Below are 24,412 nucleotides of genomic sequence, written 5' to 3'. Positions count from 1 at the left end.
CTGTAAACTGGTCATTAGACTGGTTGTGCGTCAAGTACCTCTCCGCGTGCCCGAATCAGCTTGTTAATTGCCCGCACATAGGCAATCGCACTCGCTTCCATAACATCGGTACTTAGCCCTCTTCCTTGAGAAATTTCATCTCCTTGCTGCAGACGAACATACACTTCTCCTAGAGCATCTTTCCCGTGTGTAACCGAGATAATCTTATAATCAATTAATGTGACATCTTCACCGATCGCTCTATCGATAGCTTTGTAAATGGAATCGACCGAACCATTGCCACAAGCAGCTTCTTCATAAGTCTCACCATCTGTGCGAATAATGCGTACGCTGGCTGTGGGGGTGCTTTGATTGCCATAGGAAAGCTGAATGGAATCAAGCTGATACATTTCTTCACTATCAGCCATTTTCGCATCAATTAATGCCAAAATATCGTCGTCACTAACTTCTTTCTTTTTATCACATAGCACTTTAAATGCCTGGAAAGCCGTATCAATCTGCTCCGTCTCCAAATGATAGCCAAGCTCTGCAAGCTTATCCTTAAAGGCATGTCGCCCTGAATGCTTGCCTAGTACCAATAGATTAGACTTGTACCCTACTGTTTCTGGACGGATAATTTCGTAGGTTTCCGAATTTTTTAATACGCCATCTTGATGGATACCCGATTCGTGTGCGTACGCGTTTGCACCTACAATGGCCTTGTTACCAGGCACAATCATCCCCGTTAGACGGCTGACCAATTGGCTGGTACGGGCAATTTCTTTCAACTGCCATTTTGTTTCTACCTGATAGAAGCTCTTTCTTGTTTCCAGGGCCATCACAACTTCTTCTAGCGACGTATTACCTGCTCGCTCACCGATTCCATTGATTGTACCTTCCACTTGCGTTACTCCTGCTTCAATCGCGGCCAAGCTATTCGCAACAGCCATTCCTAAATCATCATGACAATGACAGCTTAGCTTAATACTCGCCGTTTCAGGGACACGAATAATCATTTCGCGAAAAATGTTTCCGTATTCCTGCGGTGTTAAATAGCCCACTGTGTCAGGCAGATTAATAACATTGGCTCCAGCCGCAATAACAGCCCTCACTACCTCTGCCAAATAAGGAAGCTCCGTACGACCAGCATCTTCAGCGGAAAACTGTACGTTAGATACGTACTTTTTCGCATGCTTGATCGCTGCTACCGCTCGTTCAATCACTTGTTCCTTTGACATGTTTAATTTATGCTCGCGATGAATTGGAGACGTAGCCAGAAAAACATGAATGCACGGATTTTGAGCATCACGTAGCGCCTCGTAGGCCTTATCAATATCACCTGATACAGATCTGGCTAGGCTGACAACTGTTGCATTTTTTACTCGTTTAGCGACTTCAGCAACCGACCGAAGATCACCGGGGGAGGCAGCGGCAAAGCCAGCCTCCATTCGAGAAACACCCAAACGTTCGAGTTGGAGAGCAATCTCCACCTTTTCATTCATGCTCAAATTCACTCCTGGAGATTGTTCTCCATCACGCAATGTGGTATCAAAAATCTCGATAGTACGCATTACACTTCCTCCTCCCAGCTCTCCATTTTGTTTATAACTCAATAAATATATTGAGTGCTTTTTGACGTAATCAGATATCTTAGGCTTTTACTGGAGCTTGCTCCTCTTTCTTTTCTTTTTGAATCCAAGCCATCATATTGCGTAATTTTTCACCCACTTGCTCAATGCCATGCTCACTTTCTAGGCGGCGGCGTGCATTGAAGCCTGGACGGTTCGCTTGATTTTCGAGAATCCAATTACGTGCGAATGTTCCATCTTGGATTTCTGCAAGGACTTTTTTCATCTCTTGACGTGTTTCATCTGTTACAATGCGACGCCCTGTGCTATAGTCACCATACTCTGCTGTATCACTGATGGAGTAGCGCATACGAGCTAAGCCACCTTCATACATCAAATCAACGATCAGCTTCAATTCATGCAAACACTCGAAGTAGGCGATTTCCGGCTGATAGCCTGCATCTACTAGCGTATCAAATCCTGCTTTTACTAGCTCAGATACGCCACCGCACAATACAGCCTGCTCACCAAACAGATCTGTTTCTGTCTCTTCACGGAACGTGGTTTCAATAACCCCTGCCTTGGTGCTGCCAATTCCGCTTGCATAAGCAAGAGCTGTTTCTAATGCTTTTCCGCTATGATCCTGATGAATAGCTACCAAGCTAGGTACACCAAAGCCTTCTACATATACACGGCGAACAAGGTGACCAGGACTCTTAGGTGCGACCATAATGACATCTACATTGTCAGGCGCTACAATTTGACCGAAATGAATATTGAATCCGTGTGAGAAAGAAAGGGTCGCTCCTGCTTTTAAATTCGGTTGAATCTCTTCTTTGTAGACACGGCCCTGATGCTCATCCGGAAGCAGAATTTGAATAACATCTGCCTGACTGGTAGCCTCTGCTACTGTGTACACTTCAAAACCATCGTTTTCAGCTTGTTTCCAGGATTTCCCCGGGCGTAGACCAATGATTACTCGATATCCGCTATCACGTAGGTTTTGGGCTTGTGCATGACCCTGACTACCGTACCCAACGATCGCGATAGTTTTTCCGTAAAGAGCAGCTTGATTAGCATCTTGTTCATAATAGATTTTCATCATAAGTAAATTCCTCCTAGTTTTTCGGTTGTTTTTATTTGTAAATTTTAAAAATTCAATTTCTATTAAATTAACTGATTAAACTTGCATTAATTCCAGACTTAGACCGCGAGCCATTGCCACGCTTCCTGTGCGTGTTAATTCTTCAATTCCATAAGGAGATAGCAAAGCTAGCAGAGCATCGATTTTCTCACTATCACCAGTTGCCTGAATAATAATGGATGTGGGTCCGATATCGACAATGGAGGCTCGAAACGGTTCTACAATACCAGTGAGCTCGGTCCGCTGACCAGCTTCGGCATGAACTCGAATTAAAGCAATTTCTCTTGCTACCATCGGGTCCTTACTCAGATGGGTTACCGAGATAACATCAATAAGCTTACACAATTGTTTCATCAATTGATCAAGCTGATGCTCATCTCCGTTTGTTGAAATAATCATTCGGGACAAACCTGCTTCTTCTGTTGAGCCTACAGTAATACTGTCGATATTAAAATTGCGTTGGCCAAACAGTATGGCTACTCGAGTCAGAACACCGGGATGGTCGTTTACCAAAAGGGCTAATGTATGTCGCTGCATGTTACTCATCCCCCAGCATCATTTGATCTAGCGTGCATCCCGCTGCCACCATTGGGTACACGTTTTCTCCAGCTGCTACTCTAAAATCAATTACTACAGGTCCATTGAATTCCAATGCTTCCTTCCAGACAGACCGAGCTTCTGCTGAGGTAGTAGCTCGCATTCCTCTGATACCATAGGCTTCTGCTAATTTCACAAAATCAGGGCTACATGTTAAATCAATCGAACTATAGCGCTGATCGTAGAATATCTCTTGCCATTGCCGCACCATGCCTAGACATTGATTATTTATGATAACCACTTTGACAGGAAGCTTGTGTTGGGCTAAAATCGCTAGCTCCTGATTGGTCATCTGGAATCCCCCATCTCCTACGATGCTGATTACAGTACGGCCAGGATAAGCAATCTGCGCTCCAATCGCTGCTGGAAAACCAAAGCCCATCGTGCCAAGACCACCAGATGAAATAAATGAGCGCGGATTTTTGACCTTGTAATATTGGGCACTCCACATCTGATGCTGCCCAACATCCGTTGTCACAATTGCTTCACCATTTGTTGTTTCATAAAGCATTTCGATTACTTCCTGCGGTTTAAGCTGACCATCTTTTTTATAGCTGTACGGGTGCGCCTTCTTCCATCCATGCAATTGTTTCAGCCATGCACTGGTTTGGAGCGATTTAGCTAGTAATAATGCTTTTTCTAACGTACTTTTGATATCTCCTGCTACACAGACTGCTGTTTTAACATTTTTGCCTAATTCTGCCGGATCGATATCCACATGGACAATTGTGGCGTTTGGTGCGAATTCCTTCGTGCGCCCCATCGTAATGCGATCATCAAAACGTGCTCCTAAACCAATCACACAGTCTGCATTAATTAAAGCTTGATTAGCCGTATAATTCCCGTGCATGCCCGGCATACCAAGTGATAATTCATGTGTTCCAGGAAAGTTTCCTAGTCCCATAAATGTGCTGATAACAGGGATGCGGGTCAGTTCTGCAAAAGCAAGTAATTCCTGATGAGCGTTAGCAGCTAAAATACCCCCTCCAGCTAAAATGACTGGGCGTGTAGACTTATTGATCGCTGTAATAAATTGCTCCATCTCATCGTCTGAGGGTATCAAAGTAGGTGAATAGCCGCGAACGCTAACACCCTCAAGCGGGTGAAACGGTGCTACGCTATTGCAAACATCCTTGGGAATATCAATCAGCACCGGACCTGGACGACCTGTCGTTGCAATATAAAAGGCCTCTTTTATGATGCGCGGAATATCGCGGATATCACGAATAAAATAGTTATGCTTGGTAATCGGCATGGTAATTCCTGTAATGTTTGCTTCCTGAAAAGCGTCTGTTCCAATCATGTTTTGGGCAACGTTTCCGGTAATGCAGACGAGCGGTACGGAGTCCATTTGTGCTGTGGCAATGCCTGTGACTAAATTGGTAGCCCCTGGCCCTGATGTTGCCATTACTACTCCCGCTTTTCCACTTGCTCTTGCGTATCCATCGGCTGCGTGAATAGCCCCTTGCTCGTGCCTTGCCAAAATATGCTTTAAACGGCTGCCATAGAGTGAGTCGTAAATTGGCAGAACGGCTCCTCCAGGATAACCAAAAATATGCTCAACACCTTCTAGCAATAGGCAACGCAACAGGGTTTCTGCCCCTGTCAGTTCTTCGCCAAATCTCATTTCAGGTAACATCCGCGTCTGTTCTGCGGTCTCGATCATCTTCTCTCCTCCCTATCCCTTTTAGCAAGTAAAAGTCTTTTTTTGCATAAAAAAATCCCATCACCCCGACATACGAAAGATGTCTGATTGGGGCGAAGGGATTCGCGGTACCACCCAAATTTGCTGATTCCTCGCGGAAGATCAGCCTTGGACAGGTCAGTGATAACTCTGACTGTCAGCGCGATAACGGGCGCTAAGCGGTTACACCTACTAGACCTAAATCGTTCAGCTAACAGCTCAGAGGCGAGCAATTCATTACGTTCCTATCCGGTTCTCAGCATCCCGGACTCTCTGTGAAAGAATGAGTAACCAATCATGTCCTCATCAAAGCCATCGAAATATTCTCTCAAATCGAAATAATTCAGTTTAAAGTGTCATGTGAATTGTCTGAAAATAATTGTTATGACTGATTATAGCCAGCCCGAAAATATGTGTCAATCAAATCAAATTCTTTTTATTAAACTTTTTCCCGAACGATTGCTCACTAGAATTGATCAGGCTCTTATGGATCATAACTGAAAGCGCATACAAGATTTTTTGTTCACATACCTGTTTTTTTAAAAAGAATTTTCTTTGAAGCATTTGTCCCACACGAATATTCCTTAAAAGCAGAACTAAACAAATCACTAACATTCAAAACGATACAAATACATAATGTTCGTTATTTTCTCAATACCTACTCATTCATAGTCGACCTAGTTATCTGCTGTTTTATTCCCCATACGCCCTATGTATCCAAATGCATAAAAAAAACGCAGAGAAGCTATCATTTCTCTGCGTATGTCTATTTTTCACTGTATTTATCCACTTTTCCCTCTCAATTCGTATTCCTCTACTTCTGTGTGTTCACAGTTTATCCTTGCATTTTTTCTCGTTCGCGAAGACCTTGTATTAACACCTGCGCTACTTCTGGACGTGAAAATTCTGGTGGAGGAGTAATGCCATTTCGGAGTAATTCCCGTACTTTAGTCCCTGATAATGCAACGTGATGCGCTTTGTCATGCGGGCATGTTTTCGTCGTAGCCATTCCTTGGCATGCTTGGCAGAAAAAGCTATGCTCAAAAAACAGGAGCGTTATTCCCAGCTCCTCTGGGGTAAATTCTGAAAAAATATGTTGTGCATCATATGTGCCATAATAGTCGCCAACACCAGCATGATCTCGTCCCACGATAAAATGCGTGCATCCATAATTCTTTCTTACTAGGGCATGAAAGACAGCTTCCCTTGGCCCGGCATAACGCATTGCCGCTGGAAAGGCTCCCAAAAAAACACGATTTTTCGGATAGTACGTTTCGAGTAAAACAAAATAGCTCTTCATTCTTACAGAGGCAGGTATATCATCCGATTTTGTTTGACCTACCAGCGGATTTAAAAATAACCCATCCACAATTTCTAAAGCCGCCTTCTGAATATATTCATGTGCACGATGTACTGGATTTCTTGTTTGAAAGCCTACGATACTTTTCCAACCAAGCCTTCTAAAAAAATCTCTCGTTTCACTTGGGGTATAATAATAATTGGCAAACAGCTCTGGTTGTGGACGTTGAATTACCTGTATACTCCCACCTACGTAAAAAGCAGGGCGTTGATATAGCTTAGCTACTCCAGGGTGAGCTAGATCAGTCGTTTTATATACTTGAAGAGCTTCTCTCTTTTTGTCCGGCAGGTAGACATCCCGAACCGTAAGGACAGCATAATTCTTACCATCCTGTCCGCGTAACACCAGCTTCTCACCAACAGCTAAATCGCTAAACTCTTCAGGTACTGCCAATGTGATCGGTACCGACCAAACCGTTCCATCAGGCAAGCGCATGTGCTCTACCACTGAATCATACTCTTCTTCTGTTAGAAAACCCTTTAGCGGAGAAAAGGCTCCAATCCCTATACAATCAATATCAGACAAAGTCCATTCATCCACAGTAACGAAACGATAGGGAAGTAAGCGTTGGTTATTCTCTTCTACGAATACAGGAGATAACAAACGATTTACCAGAGTCCCACCATGAGCTAGATAGTGTTCTGCCACGATTATTCTCATTCCTTTCTAAACATTCCTCACTGTCGTCTTTATGCAGGGAATTTATTTGTGTAAACCACACTCTGTTTTTTCAAAACCTGACCAACGTCCGGCACGGGAATCTTCCCCGGGGAGCACCACGCGGGTACAGACTGAACAACCGATGCTCGGATAATTTTGATCGTGTAGCGGATTGTAAATAACATCATGCTTGCGGATATATGTCCATACATCCTCACTCGTCCATGCTGCTAGCGGATTGCATTTTAGCAGACCAAATTTTTCGTCCCACTCTATCTTTTTGCTGTTGGCACGCGTTGGAGCCTGTTCGCGGCGAATCCCTGTAATCCAAGCCTCGTAGTTGCTCAAAATACGTTTTAGCGGCTCTACCTTGCGAATGTTACAACAGGCTGTAGGATTGCTTTTCCACAGCTCATCTCCATACTGGATACGCTGTTCTTCTAGGGTCAGTAACGGTGACACCCTAATAAAAGAGGTGGCATAATGCTTCTCAAGTCGATCACGCGTTTCATATGTCTCTCTAAAATGTTTATTTGTATCCAGATAAAACACAGGCGTTTTTGGCGCAATTTTTTGCAGCATATCAATTAACACCACATCCTCGGCCCCGAAGCTAGATGCAAGTACAATGCCGGCACCATAGTTTTGCGTTGCCCAAGTCAATAATTCCTCTGCTTTTGCATGCTCGAACCGATTGGCCAACGATCCAATCTCGGGTAAGGTCAATTTGTTCATTGCTCTATCTCTCCTCCTCAGCTATCACCTACTCATCTTATGTAGCACGTTCCCCTGGGGATGCTTGCCTACTGAGATTGCTCAGACACTTACCAGAGAATCGATAAGCTCCTGAGACTTAAAACCAAGTTGAAAAGTAGGATTTAGAAGCTTTTGCCCTACATGATAGTCATTTCTTTTTGTTGTGTCAATTCAAACTATTTCGTTTTTTATCGTTGACCTCGTTGTTTCCAGCGGTTATACTCAGTTCAAAGTATTCCGACAAAATCAATATGAATTAAGGGAGGATCATTGAAAATGAGCAATCAACAATCTCGCCCTTGGGAAGCAGATAAGAGCAAATTAAATGCGTTTGAACTAACCAAATTAGAACGAGACGGCTTGGATATTATCGAGAAGATTCGACAACTAGGTTCAAAGGGCTACCAAGCGTTCTCCGCTGACGATCTCGCCTTTTTTAAATGGGCAGGAATCTATGAGCAAAAACCTAAAGGCAATGGTTTTTTTATGATGAGAGTCCGAATTCCAGGAGGGATTTTACGAGCAGATCAAGCAAGAGCTCTCGCAGAGATCAGTCGGGAATATGGGCGAAATCTAGTAGATATCACAACCCGACAGGCGGTGCAGTTTCATTGGCTGACAACACCTGATCTCCCTGATATATTTGATCGCTTAGAGCATGTAGGATTATTCTCTTATGAGGCTTGCGGAGATGTTCCGCGTACAATTGTCGGAAATCCACTCTCAGGTATTGACCCTCACGAACTCATGGATACCGAACCCCTAGTACAACAACTAGAAGAGCATTTTTTATTAAACCCTGAATTCTCAAACCTCCCACGCAAATATAAATTATCCATTTCAGCAAATATCTATAATACCGGCCATGCAGAGATAAATGATCTCGCCTTTACGCCAGCCTCTAAAATCATACATGGTCAGGAACAGATTGGCTTTCATGTCTGGGTAGGCGGCGGTTTGTCAGCTAAGCCTTATCTAGCAAAGCAGCTCCCTATCTTTGTTTTGCCCACAGAGGTTGTAAAGGTGGCAGATGCTGTGACGCGTATTTTTCGAGATTATGGTTATCGCGAAAAGAGACATCAGGCTCGTCTTAAATTTTTAATGGCAGATTGGGGTCCTGAAAAATTTACTGAGAAATTACTCGAATTGACTGGGCCATTAGAAGAGCATGGAGACGATCGGACAGTTGGCTGGAATGCAGGCTACTTTACTGGTGTCCATAAACAAAAACAGCCCGGTTTACATTATGTGGGACTATTATTGCCTGTAGGACGACTCACTGCTGAGGATTTAGCTGAGCTGGCCGATTTAGCCGATCGTTATGGAAACGGCTCGATACGGACTACCAATTCCCAAAATATCATCCTGTCAAACATTCCCGATGAACATCTGGATTCCTTGCTTGCAGAAGCCTTACTCACTCGTTATTCCCCGACGCCACGAACATTTATTGGGCACGCTGTTTCCTGTACGGGCAATGAATTTTGCAATCTGGCAATCGTTGAGACAAAAGCGCGGATGACTTCTATCGCTCACTGGCTAGATGAACATGTGGAAATCGATACCCCCATAAGAATTCACATGATCGGATGCCCCAATTCGTGTGGTCAGCAACAGATAGCCGATATTGGACTACAGGGTTCTTTGGTTAAAACGGCAGAAGGCACAGTGGACGCCTATGATTTTTTCGTCGGAGGCAGTCTTGGTCCAGATGCCCAATTTAACAGCCGTTTAAAAGGACGCGTTGTCGCTGATCGAGTAGCTCCTGTCATCGCTCAGCTAGTGGAGTTGTTTAAAACCAACCGTGAATCGGGAGAAAAGTTTCACCAGTTCGCTCGTAGGTTCGGAGTCGCTAACATTCAGGAGCATTTTACACAGATTATTGCTAGTGTGAATGTGTAGAGAATACTGGTTTGATTAGCTAGAGTCATCTAATGCGGGTATTGTTAGAACCCTCATTTGAGCTCAGCAAGTATGAAAAGAGGGGAATATCATGTATCTATATCATGTCGAGATTGTAACAACTGAGGAAAAAAATCTGGTAGCTGCCGTTATTGCGGAAACGGAGGAAGCAGCCTTTCACACCGCTCATGCTCTTACCAAGCGCCAATTCCACCCAACTCCCACTATCAAAACTAGTACCTTACTTGAAAAAAAGTATATAGAAAAAGGGAAAGGATACGTGTTTGCTATTTCCTAGCACAAAAAGAAATCCAGCTACATCTGATAGGAGGTCAGAGAAAGGCTGGATTTCTTTTTGCTTTCATTTCTTTTTTTCATACATGATTTACCCTATTTTTGGTAAACAGAATGGTTATTTACTCCGATAAATCCGAACTTTTTACTACGTTTACTCATTCCTACACATTCACCTGCTCCTCTATTCTCTCCCCCGCCTTCAAGCCACGCTCTAGGTCTGCCAATACGTCCGTTACATCCTCTATACCAAGCGATAGCCTTACTAATCCATCTGTAATGCCACGCTTTTCTCGCTCCGCTTTCGGCATCGCCGCATGTGACATCTGCGCTGGATAGGATAAAATACTTTCCACTCCTCCAAGGCTAACTCCTACGAGAGCATATTGCACATTTTCAAATAAAGCCTTTACCCGCGCTCGACTTCCCAGGTCAAACGAAAGCACAGCCCCGTGTCCATTTGCTTGATTCTCTTGAATTTTGTGGCCAGCATGAGTCGGCAAACCCGTATAGTAGACATTTTTGACCAAAGGATGCTCTGCTAAATGGTCTGCTACAATGGCAGCATTTCGGGTTGAAATATCCAAACGTGCCTTTAAGGTTTTTAAGCCCCGCATTACTAGCCAGCTATCCTGCACGCCAAGAATGGCGCCAAATCCATTTTGAATCGCATATAATTTTTGTCCTAGCTCCTTTGTTTTTGTCACTGCCAGACCTGCAACCACATCACTGTGACCACCGATAAACTTGGTCGCACTATGCAACACAATATCAGCTCCTAACTCCAGCGGTCGCTGGTAGTAGGGAGTCAAGAAAGTATTGTCCACGATCGTCAATAGCCCGTGTCGTTTAGCAATTGCAATCACCCCACGCAAATCAGTCACCTTTAATGTCGGATTGGAGGGTGTTTCTAAAAATATGGCCCTCGTATTTGGTTGAATCACTGCCTCCACGAAAGACAGTTGAGTTGTATCCACAAAGGTCACTTCAATTTGCATCCGTTCAAGCACGGTTGTTAAAAAGCGAAATGTTCCGCCATAGACATCCTCGGCCACTACCAAGTGATCGCCACTTGAAAATAAAAGAAATACGCTGGAAATGGCAGCCATTCCAGATGAAAAAGCAAAACCCCGTTCTCCCCCCTCTAACGCGGCAATCGTCTCTTCTAACGCCTGCCGCGTAGGGTTCCCTGATCTTGCATAATCGTAGGTACCAGGCTGATCAATATCTTGTTGATGAAAAGTAGAGGCTTGGTAGATTGGGATGCTTGAAGCTCCCGTTATACGATCCATTCCACACGCACCATGAAGGATTTTGGTTGCAAAGTTCATCGGATACACTCCTCTATTTGTAAACATTTATCCAAGGCAAAGGTTAGGTCAGCGATCAAATCTTTTGGATGTTCAACTCCTACTGATAGACGCAACAATCGGTTGCAGACTCCTACATGCTCCCGTACTTCTACTGGTATATCGGCATGTGTCTGTGTTGCAGGATAGGTGCATAAGGATTCTACACCGCCTAGGCTTTCTGCAAATGAAATCACTCGTAATTGCTCTAAAAAGATAGCGACCATTGATTGTTCCTTAATGCGAAAGGAAACCATTCCACTGTAGCCACTTGCTTGTTTCGTCTGACTATCATATCCCGGATGAGTAGGTAATCCAGGGTAAAAGACTTCTGACACCGCTGGGTGAGTTTGCAAAAATGCAGCCACAGCAAAAGCATTTGATTGATGACGCTCCATGCGTAATGCCAATGTTTTTAATCCACGTATCACCAACCAGCAATCCTGCGGGCCAAGCACTGCTCCTATAGAATTATGCAAGAAACCGATCTTTTCGGTCAGATCAGCACCCTTCGTCACGATCAAGCCAGATAGCACATCATTATGTCCAGCTAAATACTTCGTAGCACTATGAAAGACGATATCTGCTCCTAACTCCAACGGTCGCTGATAATAGGGGGTCATAAATGTATTGTCAACAATGGATAGCAATTGATAGCGTTTGGCAATATCAATCATGCATTTCAAATCTGTAATTTGCATAAGGGGATTGGTAGGGGTTTCGATGAACAAAGCGCGTGTTTGACTAGTAATAGCAGCCTCCACTAGCTCTGGCTGACACATATCAACATACGTGCAGGTTATACCGTATCGTTTCATGATTTGCTCGAATAATCGATATGTCCCGCCATATAGATCAAGCGAAACAACCAAATGGTCGCCGTAGGAGAATAAGCCTACTATTGTTTGTATCGCTGCCATTCCGGAAGAGCAGGCAAAGCCACCGTCTCCTCCCTCTAGATTAGCGATTGCTTCCTCAAGTACCGCTCGCGTCGGATTAGCCGTCCGCGTATAATCAAAACCTGTGCTTTCCCCCAATGCTGGATGTCGGTAAGCTGTTGCATGATAGATCGGAAAGCTGAGCGATCCTGTTGTTTTGTCTTTCCCTACCCCGATTTGTGCCAAACGTGTGTCAATATGCATCCTGTTCCACTCCTCTATCTCGCCTTATTTCCAAACAAAAAAGCCCTCTTTCGATGAAAGAAGGCTTTGGCTACGCAAAGAAATCCGTAAGCAAACCTTCTCATCTTTCAGAACAAAATTGTCCTGCAGGAATTAGCACCATCTTGCAATAAACAAGTGGTTGCCGGGCATCAACGGGCCAGTCCCTCCGCCTCTCTGGATAAGAAGTCATGCTATTCAATTTGTGTTGATTCTAAAATTATCAGACACTTTAAACGATGTCAAGTGGTTTTCTTTCGCATCAATCAAAAAAGGCTGCCGAATAAATTCGACAGCCTTTTTCTAAAAGAACGGTATTACGCGTTCAATTTGCTTTTAGCAACTGCTGCAATGTCGTTGAAAGCTGCTTTATCGTTAACAGCTAGATCAGCCAACATTTTGCGGTTTACTTCAACACCAGCTAGTTTCAAACCGTGCATTAAACGGCTGTAAGAAAGACCATTCATGCGAGCTTGTGCATTGATACGAGTGATCCACAATTTGCGGAAGTCACGTTTTTTCTGACGACGGTCACGATAAGCATACATCAGGGACTTCATTACTTGTGCATTAGCGGATTTAAACAGACGGTGTTTAGAACCAAAGTAACCTTTGGCTAATTTCAAGATTTTCTTATGACGACGACGTGTCACAATGCCACCTTTTACTCTTGGCATAATCAATTCCTCCTGATCTGTAGCATGGCGGTCTCTCTATAGACGCTTATGGGGCTCATGCTAGAAAATTTTTCGTTGCGGAAAATGAGCAGAAATGAATCTTACAAGTAAGTGATCATTTGCTCAATGCGTTTTTGGTCTCCTTTAGAAACCATTCCACCTTTGCGAAGATGACGCTTCGCTTTAGTGCTCTTGTTAGCAAACAAATGGCTCGTGTAAGCAGAATCACGTTTCAAACGACCGCTACCAGTCTTTTTGAAGCGTTTTGCTGCTCCACTGTGAGTTTTCATTTTAGGCATTGGGAAATCCTCCTGTCTCGTATCCTATTTTTCCGATTTCGGAGTTGGAGCTAAGATCATAATCATGCTACGACCTTCAATTTTTGGTTTGCGTTCAACCGTTGCTACTTGTTCACAAGCGGCTGCTACACGTTCCAGCACCTGTTGTCCGATTTCAGAGTGGGTAATTTCACGACCGCGGAAACGAATCGTACATTTCACTTTGTGTTCTTCACCCAGAAACTTTAGCACATTGCGAAGTTTCGTTTGGAAATCGTGCTCCTCAATGTTAGAGGAAAAACGAACTTCCTTCAGCTCAACAATTTTTTGATTCTTGCGAGCTTCTTTCTCCTTTTTCGATTGCTCATACTTGAACTTACCAAAGTCCATGATACGGCAAACGGGAGGTTTTGCTGTAGGAGCTACGTTTACAAGATCTAAATCAGATTCTTGTGCAATACGTAATGCTTCTCTTAGTGGTACTACACCTAGTTGGTCACCGTTAGCACCAATTAAGCGTACTTCTCGAGCACGAATCGCCTCATTTACCAACATTTGATCCTTGCTAATGATTTGCCACCTCCATAGTCTTTCGAGAGCAAAAACGGATAATAGAAAAGCTGTTCTTGCATAGTTGAAAGCTTTTCATAAGCATGTGGCGATCAATCATCATCAACCGCCACATACATAAAAATGCGGACGCTATAGCGCCCGCATTTAATCTCACCTTTAGCAAAACAACGAATCAATCGGAGGCTTTGCATACGTTAGACCCGTCAACTGTCCAGCTAGACGTCGATTCAGGTGAGAAGCTGGGCGCTTCTGCTTCAATCTCGAAATGTGAAGTTATCACACCCAGTAATTTTACATAACAATTAGGTGTTTGTCAAGCTTTGCAGCTTATTTTCTCTCTAAAATCTCGTTTTGAAGATGAGCCAACACCTCAGCAACTGGCTTGCTGCCTAGATCGCCTTCTCCACGTTTGCGTACGGATAAAGCTCCCTCTTCCATCTCTTTTTCCCCGATAACCAGCATGTACGGGATTTTTTGCATTTGAGCTTCGCGGATTTTGTAACCAATTTTTTCATTGCGAGAATCCAGTTCAACACGAATACCTGCTTGTAGCAATTGCTTGCGCACTTCCTCTGCATAAGGAACATGCACTTCGTTAATTGTCATCAAACGCGCTTGGATTGGTGCAAGCCAAGTTGGGAACGCTCCGCCATAGTGCTCCACTAGAATACCGATAAAGCGGTCTAGTGAACCATACATAGCACGGTGCAGGACAACTGGACGATGCTTTTCGTTATCTTGACCAATGTAGCTTAGGTCAAATTTCTCAGGTAATTGGAAGTCTAGCTGAATTGTTCCGCATTGGTGACTGCGTTTCAGAGCATCTGTAATTTGGAAGTCAATTTTAGGACCATAGAATGCTCCATCGCCTTCATTGATTTCGTATTCCATTCCTAGCTCATCCAATACGTTTTTCAGAGAGTTCTCTGCAATTTCCCATAGCTCATCAGAACCCATGGAATCCTCTGGACGAGTAGATAGCTCTACACTGTATTTAAAGCCAAATACGCTGTAGATTCTATCAATAAGTTGGATCATGCCTTTGATTTCTGCTTCGATTTGATCAGGACGCACGAATACGTGTGCATCATCCTGACAGAACGTACGAACACGCAGCATACCATTTAGTGCCCCAGAGAACTCATGACGATGTACCTGCCCAAATTCGGAATAACGAATCGGTAGATCGCGATAAGAATGCATCTCGTTTTTATAAATCAGCATGTGCCCTGGACAGTTCATCGGTTTAAGGGCAAACGTTGTATTGTCTACTTCAGAGAAATACATATTCTCATGGTAGTGATCCCAGTGACCAGATTGCTCCCATAAGCGTTGGTTCATCATGAATGGTGTACGAACTTCCTCGTATAAAGCTAGGTCCTGCAAACGACGTGAGAATTGCTCTAGCTCGTTGCGGATCGTCATACCATTTGGCAGATAGAAAGGCATACCTGGTGCTTCTTCAGAGAACATGTACAAGCTTAGTTCTTTTCCCAATTTACGATGATCACGTTTCTTCGCTTCTTCTAAGAAGTGCAAGTGTTCATCTAGTTCTGCCTTTTTCGGGAACGCTGTACCGTATACGCGTTGTAATACTTGGTTATCCGAGTTGCCACGCCAGTAAGCTCCTGCTACACTCATCAATTTGAACGCTTTGATTACTCCAGTGGAAGGCAAATGCGGTCCACGGCATAGGTCGAAAAATTCACCCTGATGATACATTGTAATGACGGAACCCTCTGGTAAATCACGAATCAATTCTAGCTTCAAATGATCATTTAATTCACCAAAAATGCGTAATGCTTCTTCACGACTTACTTCTTTACGCTCGATCTTCAAGTTTTCCTTGATGATCTTGTTCATTTCAGCTTCCAATTTGATTAAATCCTCAGGAGCTAAACTAACAGGGATATCCATGTCGTAGTAAAAACCGTCTTCAATAACAGGACCAATCCCCAATTTCACATCGTTTCCAAATACACGCTTTACCGCCTGAGCTAGCAAATGGGCTGTACTGTGGCGGTATACCTCTAGGCCATCCTTCGTATCTAGCGTCACGATTTCCACGTTTGTATCTTCATGAATAGGTGTAGTTACATCTACAACCTTTCCATTTACTTTTCCTGCTATCGCTTTTTTCTTCAAGCTGGTGCTAATGGACCCTGCAATATCTTCAATTGTTACGCCCGCTTCGTATTCACGAATAGAGCCGTCTGGCAGAGTTACTTTTACTTGCGCCATTTTCATAACTTCCCTTCCGTATGTGTATCTTTTACCCGAGTCATCTCAGGCTTGAAAAAATAAAAAAACGCTCAATCCCAAAAGGGACGAGCGCTATTTCTCGTGGTACCACCCTAGTTCAGACTTATCCTCTAAAGCATGGATAAATCCCTCTACGTAAACGATAACGGCTTTTACACCGGCTAACCGATACTAGGCTAAATGCCGTTCCCAGTTGCTACTCGAAGGTGGTAAATCATTGTTCGCTGCGTGGTGAGCTTTCAGCCAGGGCTCTCCTCTCTATAACGCTAAAACAAGATTCTTGTCCTTCTCACTGTATTTGACTCTTATTACTTATGTATTATAGTGACTGGAGAATTGGAAGTCAAGATTTCCAGGAGTCGTTAAACAATGAGCACAACTCACACACGCTAATACACGATCTCCAAATACAGCCCGCATCGTTTGCATCAAAACGTTGCTATCTTCCACCCCGTGTATAACGATCTTCTCCGGTGCAAGCGCAATTAATGCACTCATGATATGATCCTCTTGTCGATCCGGTCTGAACCCTAAAATGGTATCTACTTGGCTTAGGTCTATTTTGGTATCGTCTTGATCGTACATAATGAATTCTTGCGTTTCCCGCAGCACAACATGAACGAGCGGATAACGATGCTCCTGTTTCGATACAAAGAAGCGCAGTAATTCGACAAACTCCTGATATTCCTTATCCTGCTGATATTGCTGCAATCCCATTTCAAAGGCCTTGTCCAACAGGATACGATAATTTTTCAAGCGGAATTTCACAAAACCTTCCAAATATAGGTACTGTTCTTCATCCAGATAGCGGAATACCTGTTCGTAAATGGCCGCTTTGCGCGTAGATCGGTTCATATTTTCCCGTACTTCGTCTAACTCATGGAATACAAATTGAATATAAGGATAAATTTCGTCAAACTTATGAATAAACGCTCCTTTTGCTTTTCGTTTTAAAAAGGTGCGCAACAATTCTACTTCTATAACCTGCACAGTCCATTCAGTAACCAGTAAAGCAACAAAGGAAGCCATATATTCCAGGGTCTCACAGGTATACTCTTCCCGTGACCAACTCACAAAGCGAAACTGCGTATGACATCCATGCTCCTCTACTCGACATTCAATGCGAACAGGGGATGTATCTATTTTCTCCTGCATGCTCTGGAGAATATGGCAGAACCTCTCAATGTAATGTTGATTTGTTGTTTGTAGGAATACGGATACTGTTTGCACGTGGTTCACCCCCCACCCGTTTATACAATCAGTATATGCCCAAGCCTTGGCGATATACTTTTAAACCATTGGAAAAACCATCAAACGAACGCTACGTTCATCTGACGGTTTTATCGAGTAAAAAGGGTGCTAGCAAACTGCAAATATTTTATTTTTGTGACTCATGAAAATCTCAGTCTTTATTTAATTAGCCATTTTATACTGTTCATTTGTCAATTCCCAATTGCCTTTTAATCCGCTGGTAATGTAGACATTTTTGTCTTTTGTAATAAAAATCGCCTCGACATGGGGCAAGCTTTCCATAAATGACATGCCTTTTTCAAGCCCTAATGCAAAACCGGTCGTTGACAATGCGTCTGCATCGGCAGATTCATTCGTGATAACGCTAACGCTAAACAAATGATTGTCCACAGGAAATCCTGTAGCTGGATTTAATATATGATGATAATGCTTACCATTTTCTTCAAAATAACGTTCATAAATTCCTGAGGTAACCACTGTCTTATTGATAACCTTCAATTTTCCTAATTGATTTCCACGGTTGCGATCAGGATCTTGAATCCCAATCACCCAATCCTTTCCATCCGGTTTCTTTCCCAATGCTAATATATTTCCACCTAAATCAATAATGGCACTGTTAAAGCCTTTTTCTGTTAAATAGGCAGCAATTTGGTCAGCAGCATATCCTTTGCCTATTCCACCTAGATCAATCGCCATGCCCGGCTGTTTTAAAAACACCGTTCTTTTCGCATCATCTAAGACGATTTGATGATAATCAATCACCTGTAACGCCTCTTTAAGCTTCTCCTCGGAAGGTACCTTAGCATTATCCTGCCCAATATTCCATAAACTCACTAATGGCCCGATCGCTGGATCAAACTTTCCTTCTGATAGCTCTGCAAATTTCACGGCTTTCTTGATGACTCCATACGTCTCCTCAGATACAGGAACTGCTTGTTTTCCCGCTTGTTCATTGATTCGATAAACCTCACTGCCTTGCAAGGTGCGGCTTAAATGGAATTCGATTTCTTTCATACGGGCTTCCAGATCTTTAAAATGCTTGTCTGTCACTTGGTCATCATATACACGTACAGTCACAATCGTGTCATAAATAAAAAAGCTTTCAGAATGTGGTTGGATTGCATTTTTCACAATTTCTTCATCAGGTTTAGAGACACAGCCATTTACGATGAGACTGAATAGTAAAAAAAACAGAAGCGCAAATTTGGGTTTCATGTTGCCAGTCCTCCGCTGTCTTTTCCCGTTTCGAGCCAAAAGTAAGGTCATTACGGGAGTTTTACCCGCTCTTATCCAAAGAATCACTCTTGTAAACGTAGACTTTCGGACAAAAGTGAACGTGGCGCATTATACCACTAGGATAATATTTTGGAAAGGAAGAGTATCACACCTCCATATTTTAGATCGTGTATAATACGTATTGACACTGCATGTTTAGAAAATGAGAAAAAATGATAACAGGAGACAAAAACATGAAACGAGCGGATTTTATTTTAATTGGCATTGTGCTCGTCGTGGCTCTGGCTTTTCTTGTGCCTCGTTCGTTTGGTACAGATTCAAGTGAAAAAATGCACAATGTCCATAAAGTAGCAAAGATTACCGTAAATAACCAATTATACAAAGCCATTGAACTTACCAAAGAAGAACAAACCATTAAGGTTGATACCGAGCACGGCCAAAATATCCTGAAGATACATGATTATGGCATAGAAATGGTTGATGCTGATTGTGATGATAAGGTTTGCCTATCCTTCGGGTTTATCACTGATCCTAGTCAAACCATCGTTTGCTTGCCTCATCGCGTATTGGTGGAAATCGTTTCAGATGAAGGAGCTGACGTAGATGGCCTTGCCAAATAATTCTTCACAGGTAAATACCCAATCACAGGCATTAAAAAAAGCAGTGATTATCGCCATCTTCGCTGCCGTATCTGTGGTGCTTGGATTGATCGAATCAACCCTCCCCATTAACTTACAGTTGCCCGGGGCCAAGCTTGGACTAGCTAACATCATGGTACTTTCCTGCCTGTATTTTTTATCTGGTAAGGACGCCTTTACCCTGATCATCTTAAAAACACTGTTAACAGCCATGATTTTAGGTACGTTCTCCAGTTTTTTATTTAGTTTTTTTGGTGCTGTATTTAGCTTCATCGTTATGTTCGGATTAATGAAGCTAACCGGAAAATCCTTTAGCCTGATCGGGATTAGTATTCTAGGTGGGGTGGCACATAATATTGGGCAGTTAACTGCGGCTGTACTTATTTTTCAGACAAGCAAAATATTTTATTATCTGCCAGCCTTACTCATAACAGGAATTCTTACCGGAGTATTTATTGGTATTGCTGTCCGTTATTTAATTCGTTCTTTATCCAAGATGGCTTTATTTCAGCCTTACGTTCCAGTCGACTAAGAATCAGTACATCCGAAAGCAGGTGAAGGCGTTGTCCCAGCAACCATTGATTCAGCTTGAATCGGTTTCGTTTCAATTTCCAAATCAGCCTCCGCTTCTCACAGATATTTCTTTGCAAATCAAGCAAGGGGAACGCGTCGCCATCGTAGGGCATAACGGGTGTGGAAAGTCCACTTTAGTTAAATTGCTGAATGGTCTGCTTCGACATACGCAAGGAGAAATTAGTGTGGGAGGGCAAGCTTTATCGGATGACAGCTTGCCGAGTATTCGCCGGCAGATTGGCATGGTCTTTCAAAATCCTGAAAATCAATTTGTTGGAACAACCGTTGCTGATGATATTCTGTTTGGTCTAGAAAATATGTGCTTGGAACGCTCTGTTATGCACGATAGATTAACCCACTACGCTGAAAAATTACATATTACGCCTTTTTTATATAAACATCCAGATGAGCTATCTGGTGGACAAAAACAACGAGTGGCGATCGCCTCCATACTTGCCATGCAGCCGAAGATCATCATTTTTGACGAGGCTACCTCAATGCTTGATGAAACAGCGAAAAACCAGATCGGAAAACTAATCGATGAATTACATTTGGAAGGCGCTTACACAAGCTTGTCCATCACCCATGATGCAGAAGAAATCTTAGCGGCTGATCGAGTAATAGCTCTATCTGGTGGGAGATTACTGGCTGATACTACACCCCTTGAATTATTTTCCCAACCAGATTGGATTGCTGCTTGCCATCTCGATTTGCCTTTTACTTTGGCAGTAAGTCAGATGATTCATGATTTACATCCAGAAATACCTGTTCATTCAGACGAACAAGCTTTGATGGAGGACTTATGGCGATTCACTTTCATGAAGTAACCTACTCGTATCAACTTGGAAATTTGTTTCAGGAAACTGCTTTGGACAATATCGATGTAGGATTTCCTAGCGGCTCGTTTACAGCCATTATCGGGCCTAGCGGCTGTGGAAAATCAACTTTATTACAGCATATGAATGGCATTTTATTACCCACGAAGGGGCACGTTCACATTCTTGATCATGTAATTACCCCGCACCGTTCGAAAAAAGGGATTCGCCAGCTTCGGCAACGCGTTGGACTTATTTTTCAATTTCCAGAGCATCAAATGTTTGCTGATTCAGTAGAGAAGGAAATTGTGTTTGGTCCCAAAAACTACGGGGCCTCCCCCTCACAAGCAAGAGCATTAGCAGTTCAGGCTCTACATCAAGTGAATTTAGATACAGAGCTTTTAGATAAGAATCCGTTTCAATTAAGCGGTGGTCAAATGCGTAAAGTCGCAATTGCCTCTATTCTCGCTATGAACCCGGACATCCTTGTATTAGATGAGCCAACCGCTACCTTGGATTGTAAAAGTCGGCATGAGCTTCTACAGCTTTTGCATCATCTATGTAAACAGGAGCACAAGACCGTTATCATGGTAACTCATCGATTGGAGGAAGTTCTATCTTACTGCGACCGGGTGGTCATTATGCAGGAGGGCAAAGTTGCCTTTCAAGGTGAGACACATGAGTTACGTGAGCAAACAGATATTTTAGCCACACTAGGGATTACGATTCCTGCTCAGCTTCGTTTTCAGCACGCTTTTCGCCAAAGATTTCCCGAACTCCCGTTACCTACAGATCAATCCGTACAGGGCTGGGCTAGGTATCTTGGAGAACGTAAGATGCATCTTCGGGAAGATAAGAAACAACAAGCGGGTGATCCATCATGTTAAACAAAGTGATGTTTGGACGCTACATTGACACAAATAGCTGGCTTCATCGCTTAGACCCGCGTTCCAAGCTACTCGGGATGTTTCTGTTTGTTCTTTTAATTATGATGACTAATTCCTTACTTGCATGCATAGCTGTTTTTCTATTCGCTATAGGCATTATGGCAAGTAGTCGAATACCTTTTGGCTTTTTCGTAAAAGCTGTCAAACCGTTACGGTTTCTCATTTTATTCTTATTTTTGTTCCAGCTTTTCTTTATAAAGGAAGGGCGCTTTTTGCTATCCATCGGCCCATTTTCTTTTTATGCGGAAGGAGTACGCCTTGCCTGTATGACAGCTTGGCGCATGATCTTATTACTCGCATTCACCTCTTTATTAACCTTTACAACCAAACCTTTATCGTTAGCAAAAGGAGTGGAAGGAATTTTACAGCCATTTCGTTTTACTGGCATCTCACCTGAAAAACTAGGGTTAATGATCAGCATTTCTCTGCGCTTTATCCCAACCATTTTTGAAGAAACACAGAAAATCATGAAAGCTCAGGCTTCCCGTGGTGCCGATGTAGCCGACTTGCCTTGGCGCGAAAAAGGCAAAATGCTCTTATCGCTGTTGGTGCCCGTTACCGTAAGCTCATTTCGCCGAGCAGAAGATCTGGTCTATTCGATGGAAGCTCGGGGGTATGTGCTAGGCGCTCCTCGAATCCCGTATGAAATGTTGAAGTGGAAGCGCCAAGATTCGATCTTTTTAGGTTTGTTGCTGGCAATAAATATCCTTGTAGGATTCATTTTAAATGATTGTGGAGGTCTTACCTATGGCTCGTTATTTTAATGGCAAAGAAATTGAATTATTAGCACCTGCTGGAACATTTGAGATTTTTACAACAATTGTAGAAACCAATTGTGATGCGATCTATTGCGGCGGACCGGTCCTTAATATGCGAATGATGCGTAAAGGCTATAACCTGACTCATGAGGAATTGGAGCGAGCTATCCAAATCGCCCATGAAAAGGGCAAGCGTGTTTATATTACGGTAAATAATTTATTTGACGAGGCTGATCTGGAAGAAGCGAAAACATATCTACGCTTTCTCGACAGCATTCGCCCAGATGCTCTCATTGTTCAGGATATGGCCATTTTCCCATTAATTCAGGAACAAGAGCTAACAGTACCTCTCCACTCCTCTGTCATGATGAACGTACACAATTTAGAAATGATCAAAGCCTTACAAACATTGGGTGTAACACGTATCGTTGCATCCCGTGAAATGGATTTGCAAACAGCTAAACAGCTACAAGCCTTGACCAAAATGGAATTTGAATACTTTGTCCATGGTGACATGTGTACGGTTCATGGTGCGAACTGCTTATTCAGCTCGATGCTATTTGGTAACAGCAGTAACCGTGGACGGTGTATGAAGCCTTGCCGGTGGGACTACCGCGTGAAGAAGGATGGCTATGTCTACCCAACAGAATATCCCCTAGCAGCTAAGGATATGTACATGTACGAGCATATACCAGAGTTAATTGAAGCTGGAATTACTTCATTTAAAATGGAAGGTCGCATGCGAGACGCGGAATTTCTAGTTACGCTAATCAACAGCTACGGCGATGCCATTGACCGTTACATCCAAGATCCAATCGGGTTTGATCGTTGCAAAGATAAACAAAGCTTATTTGAAAATCGTAAGCGGGACTTTAGTACAGGATATGCCTTTGGTTCGCCTGGACTTGCTTACATTAATCGACGCTATGAGGGTACGGGTAAATTTTATAGCACGGGAAAAGTCTTTAGTACACCAACAGAAGAACGCGAAATTCGTGATCAACGCATAGAAGCACTACAAAACGCTTTCCAAGAATATCAGTGCCGATCATCCTCTGCAAAAGCAAAGGGAGAATTATGTGTTCGTGTAAACAATCAGGAGCAGGCGGAAATGACGATCGCTGAGGGAGTGGAGCACATCTATTTAGCTGGAGATGTTTTCTTGCCTGATCTGCCATTTACGAAAGAACAGATAAAACACCTTGTAGCTATAAAAGGCGACAGCAAGATTTACTTGGGTATGCCACGCATGATGTTTGGTCTGCAATTTGATCAATACAATCATTTCTTATCTACATTAGATGTAGAAATAGACGGGCTGGTAGCTACGAATATTGGAGCTATGTATGCATGTAAACCATATCATCTGCCAATGATTGGAGACTTATCACTTAACCTGTATAACCATAAAGCAATTGAACTTTATCAACAATTCGGATTGACACGTGCATTCGCTTCCATTGAGCTGAAGCAGAAAAACCTAGCTGAGCTCATTTTGCATTCACCATTGCCTGTTGAAGTATTAGTGCATGGCACTCCTGTTGTGATGTATCTAGAGCACGATCTATATGCAAATACCCGTGTGCTGGAACCAATTGCCCAAGAGGATAACAAACATGTGGATAACAAATATCTCGTTTTATTAACAGATAAAGGCGAAAATCCTGTGTATTGCGATCAGTTTGGACGAAATCATTTGACCACAGCAAAGGAGCTTTGTCTCCTGCCCCTAGTAAAAGACTTACTGGCTGTTGGTGTTAGTCATTTCCGTATTGAGGGCGCTAGCTATACGACTGAGCAATTACAAAGCATTATCCGTATGTATCGGGAGGCTTTACAGCAGCCACAACGATCTATGCAGATCTACGAAAGAGCAATTCCTGTCCATGCAGGATATACGCTTGGCACCCTATCCTTTGACTAAACCATTTATAAAAAGGAGTAAAAAGAT

General features: G+C 43.0%; 22 protein-coding genes, 1 riboswitch and 1 other annotated feature. Of the genes, 8 read left to right on the top strand and 14 right to left on the bottom strand.

The window, feature by feature from the left end:
- Nucleotides 1-14: 14 nt before the first annotated feature.
- The 6 genes from GOP56_RS21450 to GOP56_RS21425 form a co-directional block, all read right to left on the bottom strand.
- A complete protein-coding gene (locus GOP56_RS21450) occupies nucleotides 15-1,550 on the bottom strand; it encodes a 2-isopropylmalate synthase (RefSeq protein ID WP_163246592.1) in 1,536 nt (511 codons plus the stop codon).
- Nucleotides 1,551-1,629: 79 nt separating this feature from the next.
- Complete coding sequence (gene ilvC, locus GOP56_RS21445; protein WP_003335031.1) at nucleotides 1,630-2,652, bottom strand: ketol-acid reductoisomerase; 1,023 nt, start codon at nucleotides 2,650-2,652, stop codon at nucleotides 1,630-1,632.
- Between the two features lie 75 nt (nucleotides 2,653-2,727).
- Nucleotides 2,728-3,228: an acetolactate synthase small subunit gene (ilvN, locus tag GOP56_RS21440; protein WP_163246591.1), complete on the bottom strand. Its 501-nt coding sequence runs from the start codon at nucleotides 3,226-3,228 to the stop codon at nucleotides 2,728-2,730.
- Nucleotide 3,229: 1 nt separating this feature from the next.
- Complete coding sequence (gene ilvB, locus GOP56_RS21435; protein ID WP_163246590.1) at nucleotides 3,230-4,954, bottom strand: biosynthetic-type acetolactate synthase large subunit; 1,725 nt, start codon at nucleotides 4,952-4,954, stop codon at nucleotides 3,230-3,232.
- Nucleotides 4,955-5,807: 853 nt separating this feature from the next.
- Nucleotides 5,808-6,980, bottom strand: a complete 1,173-nt coding sequence (gene sat / locus GOP56_RS21430) for a sulfate adenylyltransferase (RefSeq protein ID WP_254068502.1) — start codon at nucleotides 6,978-6,980, stop codon at nucleotides 5,808-5,810.
- Between the two features lie 54 nt (nucleotides 6,981-7,034).
- Nucleotides 7,035-7,727, bottom strand: coding sequence for a phosphoadenylyl-sulfate reductase (locus tag GOP56_RS21425; RefSeq protein WP_163246588.1), 693 nt, complete (start codon nucleotides 7,725-7,727; stop codon nucleotides 7,035-7,037).
- Nucleotides 7,728-8,024: 297 nt separating this feature from the next.
- Here GOP56_RS21425 and GOP56_RS21420 point away from each other — a divergent pair, with 297 nt between their 5' ends.
- Both GOP56_RS21420 and GOP56_RS21415 read left to right on the top strand, forming a co-directional pair.
- A complete protein-coding gene (locus tag GOP56_RS21420) occupies nucleotides 8,025-9,650 on the top strand; it encodes a nitrite/sulfite reductase (protein ID WP_163246587.1) in 1,626 nt (541 codons plus the stop codon).
- 91 nt (nucleotides 9,651-9,741) lie between these two features.
- Nucleotides 9,742-9,948, top strand: a complete 207-nt coding sequence (locus tag GOP56_RS21415) for a DUF3906 family protein (RefSeq protein ID WP_003335037.1) — start codon at nucleotides 9,742-9,744, stop codon at nucleotides 9,946-9,948.
- Nucleotides 9,949-10,108: 160 nt separating this feature from the next.
- Here the strand turns inward: GOP56_RS21415 and GOP56_RS21410 are convergent, their stop codons facing one another.
- The 8 genes from GOP56_RS21410 to GOP56_RS21375 form a co-directional block, all read right to left on the bottom strand.
- On the bottom strand, nucleotides 10,109-11,275 hold the full coding sequence (locus GOP56_RS21410) for an aminotransferase class I/II-fold pyridoxal phosphate-dependent enzyme (RefSeq protein ID WP_163246586.1): 1,167 nt from the start codon (nucleotides 11,273-11,275) through the stop codon (nucleotides 10,109-10,111).
- Nucleotides 11,272-12,435 (bottom strand): PLP-dependent transferase, encoded by a 1,164-nt coding sequence (locus tag GOP56_RS21405; RefSeq protein ID WP_003338960.1) that lies wholly within the window; start codon nucleotides 12,433-12,435, stop codon nucleotides 11,272-11,274. Before GOP56_RS21405 ends, GOP56_RS21410 begins: the two co-directional genes overlap by 4 nt.
- Before the next feature lie 97 nt (nucleotides 12,436-12,532).
- Nucleotides 12,533-12,641, bottom strand: a riboswitch (SAM riboswitch).
- A gap of 129 nt (nucleotides 12,642-12,770) precedes the next feature.
- Nucleotides 12,771-13,130, bottom strand: a complete 360-nt coding sequence (gene rplT / locus GOP56_RS21400; RefSeq protein WP_003335040.1) for a 50S ribosomal protein L20 — start codon at nucleotides 13,128-13,130, stop codon at nucleotides 12,771-12,773.
- 101 nt (nucleotides 13,131-13,231) lie between these two features.
- A complete protein-coding gene (gene rpmI, locus GOP56_RS21395; RefSeq protein WP_003335042.1) occupies nucleotides 13,232-13,429 on the bottom strand; it encodes a 50S ribosomal protein L35 in 198 nt (65 codons plus the stop codon).
- A gap of 24 nt (nucleotides 13,430-13,453) precedes the next feature.
- Complete coding sequence (gene infC, locus GOP56_RS21390) at nucleotides 13,454-13,963, bottom strand: translation initiation factor IF-3 (protein WP_003335043.1); 510 nt, start codon at nucleotides 13,961-13,963, stop codon at nucleotides 13,454-13,456.
- A gap of 126 nt (nucleotides 13,964-14,089) precedes the next feature.
- Nucleotides 14,090-14,242: a sequence feature (ribosomal protein L20 leader region), on the bottom strand.
- A 66-nt stretch (nucleotides 14,243-14,308) separates the two neighbouring features.
- Nucleotides 14,309-16,222 (bottom strand): threonine--tRNA ligase, encoded by a 1,914-nt coding sequence (gene thrS / locus GOP56_RS21385; RefSeq protein WP_022584098.1) that lies wholly within the window; start codon nucleotides 16,220-16,222, stop codon nucleotides 14,309-14,311.
- A 333-nt stretch (nucleotides 16,223-16,555) separates the two neighbouring features.
- Complete coding sequence (gene ytxC, locus GOP56_RS21380; protein ID WP_035317835.1) at nucleotides 16,556-17,473, bottom strand: putative sporulation protein YtxC; 918 nt, start codon at nucleotides 17,471-17,473, stop codon at nucleotides 16,556-16,558.
- 183 nt (nucleotides 17,474-17,656) lie between these two features.
- The gene (locus GOP56_RS21375; protein WP_003335046.1) at nucleotides 17,657-18,709 is read right to left on the bottom strand and encodes an FAD:protein FMN transferase; all 1,053 of its coding nucleotides are present in this window, start codon (nucleotides 18,707-18,709) and stop codon (nucleotides 17,657-17,659) included.
- A gap of 254 nt (nucleotides 18,710-18,963) precedes the next feature.
- Between GOP56_RS21375 and GOP56_RS21370 the strand changes: the two genes are divergently transcribed.
- From GOP56_RS21370 to GOP56_RS21345, 6 genes are read left to right on the top strand one after another with little or no spacing between them, the layout of a single operon-like run.
- The gene (locus GOP56_RS21370; protein ID WP_163246585.1) at nucleotides 18,964-19,350 is read left to right on the top strand and encodes a NusG domain II-containing protein; all 387 of its coding nucleotides are present in this window, start codon (nucleotides 18,964-18,966) and stop codon (nucleotides 19,348-19,350) included.
- A complete protein-coding gene (locus GOP56_RS21365; RefSeq protein WP_003338964.1) occupies nucleotides 19,334-19,900 on the top strand; it encodes a Gx transporter family protein in 567 nt (188 codons plus the stop codon). The genes GOP56_RS21370 and GOP56_RS21365 overlap by 17 nt, the downstream gene beginning before the upstream one ends.
- A 22-nt stretch (nucleotides 19,901-19,922) precedes the next feature.
- On the top strand, nucleotides 19,923-20,768 hold the full coding sequence (locus tag GOP56_RS21360) for an ATP-binding cassette domain-containing protein (RefSeq protein ID WP_254068500.1): 846 nt from the start codon (nucleotides 19,923-19,925) through the stop codon (nucleotides 20,766-20,768).
- Nucleotides 20,744-21,643, top strand: a complete 900-nt coding sequence (locus GOP56_RS21355; RefSeq protein WP_163246583.1) for an energy-coupling factor transporter ATPase — start codon at nucleotides 20,744-20,746, stop codon at nucleotides 21,641-21,643. The genes GOP56_RS21360 and GOP56_RS21355 overlap by 25 nt, the downstream gene beginning before the upstream one ends.
- Nucleotides 21,637-22,467: an energy-coupling factor transporter transmembrane component T family protein gene (locus tag GOP56_RS21350; protein ID WP_163246582.1), complete on the top strand. Its 831-nt coding sequence runs from the start codon at nucleotides 21,637-21,639 to the stop codon at nucleotides 22,465-22,467. Before GOP56_RS21355 ends, GOP56_RS21350 begins: the two co-directional genes overlap by 7 nt.
- Nucleotides 22,451-24,385, top strand: a complete 1,935-nt coding sequence (locus GOP56_RS21345; RefSeq protein ID WP_163246581.1) for a peptidase U32 family protein — start codon at nucleotides 22,451-22,453, stop codon at nucleotides 24,383-24,385. The genes GOP56_RS21350 and GOP56_RS21345 overlap by 17 nt, the downstream gene beginning before the upstream one ends.
- The last annotated feature ends 27 nt before the right edge of the window (nucleotides 24,386-24,412 follow it).

This window comes from Brevibacillus sp. 7WMA2 (assembly GCF_010748895.1).
In the GTDB taxonomy this organism is placed as follows: Bacteria; Bacillota; Bacilli; order Brevibacillales; family Brevibacillaceae; genus Brevibacillus_B; species Brevibacillus_B halotolerans.
Note: the sequence above shows the minus strand (reverse complement) of the source record. Positions and strands in the feature narration are given on the sequence as shown.